General features: G+C 74.0%; 1 pseudogene. It reads right to left on the bottom strand.

The features are described 5' to 3' along the window. Positions 1-246 (bottom strand): annotated as a pseudogene (locus ACSNOK_RS35655) (hypothetical protein); the annotation flags it as partial.

Genomic DNA, 246 nt, shown 5'->3' with positions numbered 1-246 from the left:
ATGCAGTTGCTGGGCCTCATGGCCACGGCCGGAGGCATTGCCCATGTGGTGCGCGGCACCGATGCATGGCAAATCGCCGCCGCCAGCCATGGCACGGCGGCGGCCCCGGGGCGCCGGCGACGCAGCGGAGGTGTCCCCCAGCGTATGCCGCGCGATGCCGCCGGGCACGCTGCGCAGCTTGTCGTCAAAGGCCTGCAGCCGGCTCCAGGCCAGCTCGTGCCGCGGATGCTCGGCACGCCAGCGGGC

The organism is Streptomyces sp. URMC 126 (genome assembly GCF_051386555.1).
In the GTDB taxonomy this organism is placed as follows: Bacteria; Actinomycetota; Actinomycetes; order Streptomycetales; family Streptomycetaceae; genus Streptomyces.
This window is presented reverse-complemented; position numbering and strand designations above follow the sequence as displayed.